This is a genomic window from Bacillus sp. J33 (assembly GCF_000518885.1).
Classification (GTDB): domain Bacteria; phylum Bacillota; class Bacilli; order Bacillales; family Cytobacillaceae; genus Cytobacillus.
The window spans coordinates 24,874-31,124 of the sequence record NZ_JAEL01000068.1; the positions used below are offsets into that span (position 1 = coordinate 24,874).

Below are 6,251 nucleotides of genomic sequence, written 5' to 3' on the forward strand. Positions count from 1 at the left end.
TATCGTTATCAAACCAGTTTCCAATCGGGGGCTGGTTTTTTTATATTTAAAAAGCCGCTGGCTTAGTTGCTTTTAACTCCATAAATGATACATCCCACTCCAATTAAAACCCATAAGATTTTTGAAAGAGAAATTTTGTCTGCCATGCCGGTCAGCCCAATGACAGTGGTGATCAGCAGGATCGGCGGCCCCACTAGGGCAAGAGAGCTATTTACGATAAGCGCTTTTTCAACATCATTAAGCTTTATAATCAAAACAGCTGCAAAGATTTCAAGACTTCCGGATAGTATACGCAGGAGCGCCATGCCAAGAATCGCTTTATCAAGGAATATAAACATTTGTTACCTCCTAAAAGTTCCTCTTTTAATATATGTACAAACCCCCGATTGCAGGATAGGATTTTGGCTTTTCTTTAAAAAATGCCTTAGCTTAAGGGAATTCTTTGAGTTTTTAAGGGGATTATAAGCAGAGACGAAACAATGAAGGGAGATTAATATGGAAGATATCACCTTTTTTATAAAAGAAGCAGTTAGTGAACAGCCAATTCAGACCCTTGAAACAATCCTAATGGGAATGGAAGGAATCGAAAGGGCTTTAGTCGACATAGAGGATGGAGAAGTAAAGATTACATTCGATGCCAGCCAGATTGCCCAGGAACAGATCCAAAACAGAATTCGGCAGCATGGCTTGCATATTCTCGAACAATAGGAGGCCAAAGCTTGGATAAAGACTATAGCAGCACAAAAGAAAATAAAAAACTGGAACCGGCAATGCAAGATCTTCATAGGCAGGAAGAAAAAGAGGAATTCATTCATTCTGAAAAAATGCGTTATAAAAACGCTGATGAGATCTATGAATAGATTGAAGGATAGAACCCTTACACCAGAAATGGTTGAGGGTTTTATTTCATTTACGTTACAAGTGTTACATTGAAAGAGAACCCTATACTCGATAATAAGGAAACGGAAGGCCCATAGTAAAAATTTCCGGGAAACGAATAGTATGCGATTAGAAATGCAGTCAAAAGGAAATACTGGCCAAACATATACTTCTGTAAGGGAAATTTTAATGAAGAAGACATCCGCTTTTTCCTGAATTAATCCTACTTTAATGTTACTGTAAACACAAAATTGGGAACTTTTAGTACAATTACCACCATAGGAGGTTAAGGTATGGAAAAAGTGATTTTGAATGTTGAGGATCTATTAATTATGCTGGATGAATTTTTCAGAGAGCCGAAACCATTTTGGGAAAGCTTTTATGAAGACCGCGATAAAGATGTTCCCTTTTTTAAAGCTAATGGGCCAGATGAAAACTTGGCCGAGTATATGGAAAAAGGGATGAAACCGGAGAGAGTGCTGGAAATTGGCTGCGGTCCTGGACGGAACGCAATCTTTATGGCACAAAATGGAGCAAAGGTAGATGCAATAGACCTATCGGAAAGGGCGATTGCATGGGCACGTGAAAGGGGGGCTGAAGCAGGTGCAGGGATTCATTTTGAATCCGTATCTTTGTTTGATTATAAGTTTATACCCCATACATACGATTTTATTTATGACAGCGGCATGTTCCATCATCTGCCGCCGCACCGCCGCCTGACGTATCTGGAAGTAATAAAAAAAGCACTGAAGCCTGGGGGACAGTTTGGACTGGTCTGCTTTAATACCGATGGCGCTTTGGATACTCCAGACTGGGAAATATACCGAAAAGGCACCTTAAATGGGGGGATCGGATATACAGAGGATAGGCTGAAGGCCGTTTTTAGGGAGGATTTTGAGTTTCTGCAGTTTAGGCGAATGAAGAAAGTCTCGCAGCCTGGCAAGCTATTCGGGGAGGATTTCTTATGGGCATGTTTGATGAGAGCAAAAAGCTAAAACAATGGTGAAACCTTAACATACTAGATTTCACTATAGGGGAGATGACTATGCGGAAAGTAGAAGTAACTGCATACAATGCTATCTGGCCGTCACTGTTTGAAATAGAATCACAGCAGCTCCAGGCCATTTTTAAAGGGGAAATTGTTCAAATCCACCATATCGGCAGCACGGCAGTACCCGGATTATCAGCAAAGCCAATCATCGACATTATGCCAGTTGTGAAAGCGATCGACCGGATAGACTGCTTCCACTCTGAAATGATAAATATTGGCTATGAACCGAAGGGAGAGAATGGCCTTCCTGGCAGGTGTTACTTTCAAAAGAGAGGGGATAAGCGAACCCATCATATCCATGTGTATGAAGAGGGAAATCCGGACATCGAGCGCCACCTGGCTTTTCGGGATTATCTGCGAAAACATCCGGAAGCAGCGGACAAATATAGTTCCTTAAAAATAGAATTGGCGAAAAAGAATCCTTTCGATATCGAAGCTTATATAAAAGGTAAATCAGAACTTGTGCAGGAGATGGAGAAGAAGGCAATAAAATGGCACCGAAGTTTGAAGTAAAAAATCTGTCTAAAATTAAAACGAAAAACAGCGTCCAATTTCGGACACTGTTTTTTTATAATCCTATTCTTTTATCCTCTTCATCGCATCTGCAACAAATTCAACCTCTGTGCCAACTATAATCTGCAAGTTGGTTTTGCTCAATTTCATGATGCCTTTTGCACCATGTGATTTTAGAGCACTTTCCTGAACCTTATCCATATCCTTAATGGTTAAACGAAGGCGGGTCGCACAGTTATCAATGGAAGTGATGTTTTCTGTGCCGCCAATGTCTTTGATGAATTGGCTTGCCATTGTTTCATGCTTATTTGTTCCTTCTGCAGCAATGGCTTCATGTTCAGCACCATTTTCTTCTTCCTCTTCGCGGCCAGGAGTTTTAAGATCTAATGCCTTAATTAAACCATAGAAAATGACAAAATAAAGCACTGCATATATGAGACCAATGCCTAACAGCAACAGAGGCTTTTCGGCAATGTTAAAGTTTAACGCGTAGTCAATGGCTCCTGCCGAGAAAGTGAAGCCGTCGCGAATACCCAATAAAGATGTAATCCACATGGAAAGCCCGGTTAAAACAGCATGCACTCCATATAGAAGAGGAGCGATGAACATAAATGAAAACTCAATTGGTTCAGTGATTCCTGTAAGGAATGAAGTTAACGCCAGCCCGATAAACATTCCGGATACCGTTTTTCGTTTTTCAGGCTTCGCGGCTGCAATAATCGCAAAAGCGGCAGCTGGAAGTCCAAACATCATAACAGGGAAGAATCCAGTAATATATGCACCGGCAGAAGGATCCCCCGCAAAGAAACGGGCGATGTCTCCATTAGCTCCTTCAAACTCTCCAAATTGGAACCAAAACAGACTGTTTAAAACATGGTGAAGACCTAACGGGATTAGCAAACGGTTTAAAAATCCGAATAAACCGGATCCGACCGCGCCAAGCCCAATAATCCAATTTCCAAGACCATCAATAGCGCTCTGTACTGGAGGCCATGCAAATCCGGCAACGGCTGCCAATAAAATCATGGTGACTGAAGTGATGATCGGCACGAATCTTCTCCCGCTAAAGAAGCCAAGCCATTCCGGAAGCTTTATATCATGAAAGCGGTTATATAAAAGTCCGGCAATAATACCTGCAATAATTCCGCCTAAAACTCCCATATTAATGTTTTCATCAATGGCAGCTGCACCTTCTGTTAAGACCAGGAACCCGATAGCACCTGATAAGGCGGCTGCCCCATTATTATCCTTCGCAAATCCCATTGCTACCCCAATGGCAAAAATAAGTGCTAAATTGGCAAAAATAGCATCTCCCGCATTGGCGATAAACGGAATGCCTAATAAGTCATCTTGTCCAAAACGAAGCAAAAGCCCGGCTGCAGGCAAGACGGCGATTGGAAGCATTAATGCCTTACCAATTCGTTGTAAAAAACCTAACATTTTGATCTCTCCTTTATCGTATGAAAAATAAGAAAGCGTTTTATCGAACTGTCGTTATCATACCAAAATATTAATATAGTTGTCTATACCAATACGAGAAGAAAAATGTTGTACCGCATTATTTTTTATGAAATCAAAAGGAAATTATCAATATAATTAGATTTACTATATATCTGACTTTAAATTGGTATAGACAACTATACTTAAAAGTGTTAGGATTCATCTTGTAAACGTACTGCAAATGTAATTACTTTATTTTCTTACCAAAAGAGAAAGTTATTCCTAAAACGGTCCAGAAATGCTGTCATATGCAAGTTAAGAAGTTTTTTCAAGGAGGAACTGAATGATGGATATTATTAAAGTGAAAGATTATGAAGAAATGAGCAAAACTGCAGCCGATTATATTATGAATAATGTTCGCCGAAATCCTGAAATGAAGCTGGGATTGGCTACTGGAAGCACACCAGTTGGAACCTATAAACACTTGATTCAAGACCATCAAGAGCATGGAACTTCATACAGGAAGGTTACTGCTTTTAACCTTGATGAATATATTGGCCTTTCCGGAGAGAATCCAAACAGTTATCGCTATTTTATGAACTCGGTATTATTCGATCATTTGGATATTTGCAAGGAAAATACCTATATTCCAAGCGGTGTGGCAAAAGATATGCAAAAGGAGTGCCTCAGTTATGAAGATTTACTGAAAAACAAAGGCGGAATCGACCTGCAAATTTTGGGGATAGGGAGCAATGGACATATTGGCTTTAATGAACCTGGAACCCCGTTTTCTTCAAAAACGCATATTGTTGATTTAGCTCCTTCCACAAGGCTGGCGAATGCCAGATTCTTTAGTAAACCAGAGGACGTGCCGTCCCAGGCGATTACAATGGGAATTTCATCTATCATGCAAAGCAGGGAGATCCTACTGCTAGTATCAGGTGAAGCTAAAAGTGACGCGCTGGAGAAGCTTCTCAACGGCGGAGCAGATGAACAATTCCCTGCAGCTGTTCTAAAGGAACATCACAACGTAAGAATAATTGCGGACGAAGCTGCACTATCAGGTTCAATGGCGGCAGTGTAAAAGGAGTTAAATTCATGCTTGAACATTACTTAAAAGAATTACAGTTATTATTGGATATTATAGAAAAAGAGGAAACACCGAAGATGGTGGAAGCTGCCAAGGCAATTGCTGGATCTATCCAGCAAAATGGGATCGTCCATGTCTTTGGCTGCGGCCACTCCCATATGCTTGGGGAAGAGCTATTTTACAGAGCGGGAGGATTAGCGCCTGTAAATCCGATTTTTATAGAGGATTTAATGCTTCATAAGGGAGCTGTCCGTTCCTCTTTTCTTGAAAAGCAGAATGAACTTGCGGCTGAATTTATGCAAAGTGTTGATATCCAGCCGCATGATGTGGTTATTGTTGCTTCAACCTCAGGGCGAAATCCTGTCCCAATTGATGTTGCTGAAATAGCAAGATCGAAGGGAGCGTTTGTTGTTGCCGTCACATCCCCGCGTTATGCGAAAACACAAATTTCCCGCCATAAAAACGGAAAATATCTTTACCAGACCGCGAATCTGGCCATCAACAACCATATTGAAGAGGGTGACGCACTAATGAAGCATCCATCCATGGAAAATCGTTTTGGATCCGCATCCTCGGTCGTCGGCATGGCCATTGTAAATAGCATCATGGTGGAGGCTGTTGAAATCATGGTGAATAACGGCTATGAACCGCCTATTTTTAAAAGCGGCAATATCGACGGAGCAGAAGAGCATAACCGGAAACTGGTTGACCAATATAAACAAAGAATTCCTCTGCTTGAAGGTTAATATTCGGGGAAATTTTATGATGCAGAACTTTATGCAAGAAATGATAGAGGAAATATGTGAACTTAGCGAATAAAGTGCAAATTTTAACGAACAAATAATGGAATTCAGCTAATAAAATGCAGGATTCAGCGAATAAAGTACAAATTTCAGCGAACAAATCAAGGAATTCAGCGAATAAAAGTTCGAACACAAGATCTGCTTTGACCTTATGAAAATAGCACAGGCAAGATCCCATATCAATTGGGATCTTTTTGTGCGACGGGCAGTCGCATAGAGTGTTGGCTGAGCTAACGCTCTTCTTTTCTTTATCCGACAGAGACGTCATTTCGATGAAACGACTGANTGAAGATATCGAATTTGAATCCCAGATGGTGAAAATCCATACCCGAGGAGACTGACCTAGCTCGGGAAGCTTAATCTAGGGCAACACCGTGAGGTGTTGTCTGAAGGAGATGTGGACAATCGTGAGACCCACAGGCGAATAGGTAGACCCTAATGCAATAAGTGTGAAGCACGGCGGCGGGATAAGTTG

General features: G+C 41.1%; 8 protein-coding genes. 6 read left to right on the forward strand and 2 right to left on the reverse strand.

Features of this window, described 5'->3' with window-relative positions; all coding sequences use genetic code 11:
• Positions 1 to 62: 62 nt before the first annotated feature.
• Positions 63 to 338 carry a YqhV family protein gene (locus L634_RS0118415; protein WP_026583719.1) on the reverse strand — a complete coding sequence of 92 codons (276 nt, stop codon included), beginning with the start codon at positions 336 to 338 and terminating at the stop codon, positions 63 to 65.
• A 157-nt stretch (positions 339 to 495) separates the two neighbouring features.
• Between L634_RS0118415 and L634_RS0118420 the strand changes: the two genes are divergently transcribed.
• The 4 genes from L634_RS0118420 (at position 496) to L634_RS0118435 (ending at position 2,443) form a co-directional block, all read left to right on the forward strand.
• Positions 496 to 708 (forward strand): heavy-metal-associated domain-containing protein, encoded by a 213-nt coding sequence (locus L634_RS0118420; protein ID WP_026583720.1) that lies wholly within the window; start codon positions 496 to 498, stop codon positions 706 to 708.
• 11 nt (positions 709 to 719) lie between these two features.
• The gene (locus tag L634_RS33480; protein WP_157452419.1) at positions 720 to 860 is read left to right on the forward strand and encodes a hypothetical protein; all 141 of its coding nucleotides are present in this window, start codon (positions 720 to 722) and stop codon (positions 858 to 860) included.
• Positions 861 to 1,172: 312 nt separating this feature from the next.
• The gene (locus tag L634_RS0118430) at positions 1,173 to 1,874 is read left to right on the forward strand and encodes a class I SAM-dependent methyltransferase (protein WP_026583721.1); all 702 of its coding nucleotides are present in this window, start codon (positions 1,173 to 1,175) and stop codon (positions 1,872 to 1,874) included.
• A gap of 50 nt (positions 1,875 to 1,924) precedes the next feature.
• Entirely contained in the window at positions 1,925 to 2,443 is a 519-nt protein-coding gene (locus tag L634_RS0118435) for a GrpB family protein (protein ID WP_026583722.1), read from the forward strand.
• Between the two features lie 63 nt (positions 2,444 to 2,506).
• On the opposite strand, the gene nagE is transcribed toward L634_RS0118435, so the two are convergent.
• The gene (gene nagE, locus L634_RS0118440) at positions 2,507 to 3,883 is read right to left on the reverse strand and encodes an N-acetylglucosamine-specific PTS transporter subunit IIBC (RefSeq protein ID WP_026583723.1); all 1,377 of its coding nucleotides are present in this window, start codon (positions 3,881 to 3,883) and stop codon (positions 2,507 to 2,509) included.
• 346 nt (positions 3,884 to 4,229) lie between these two features.
• Here nagE and nagB point away from each other — a divergent pair, with 346 nt between their 5' ends.
• Together nagB and L634_RS0118450 are read left to right on the forward strand one after the other, a co-directional pair.
• Positions 4,230 to 4,967 carry a glucosamine-6-phosphate deaminase gene (gene nagB / locus L634_RS0118445; protein ID WP_026583724.1) on the forward strand — a complete coding sequence of 246 codons (738 nt, stop codon included), beginning with the start codon at positions 4,230 to 4,232 and terminating at the stop codon, positions 4,965 to 4,967.
• A 14-nt stretch (positions 4,968 to 4,981) separates the two neighbouring features.
• The gene (locus L634_RS0118450; protein WP_026583725.1) at positions 4,982 to 5,719 is read left to right on the forward strand and encodes an SIS domain-containing protein; all 738 of its coding nucleotides are present in this window, start codon (positions 4,982 to 4,984) and stop codon (positions 5,717 to 5,719) included.
• The last annotated feature ends 532 nt before the right edge of the window (positions 5,720 to 6,251 follow it).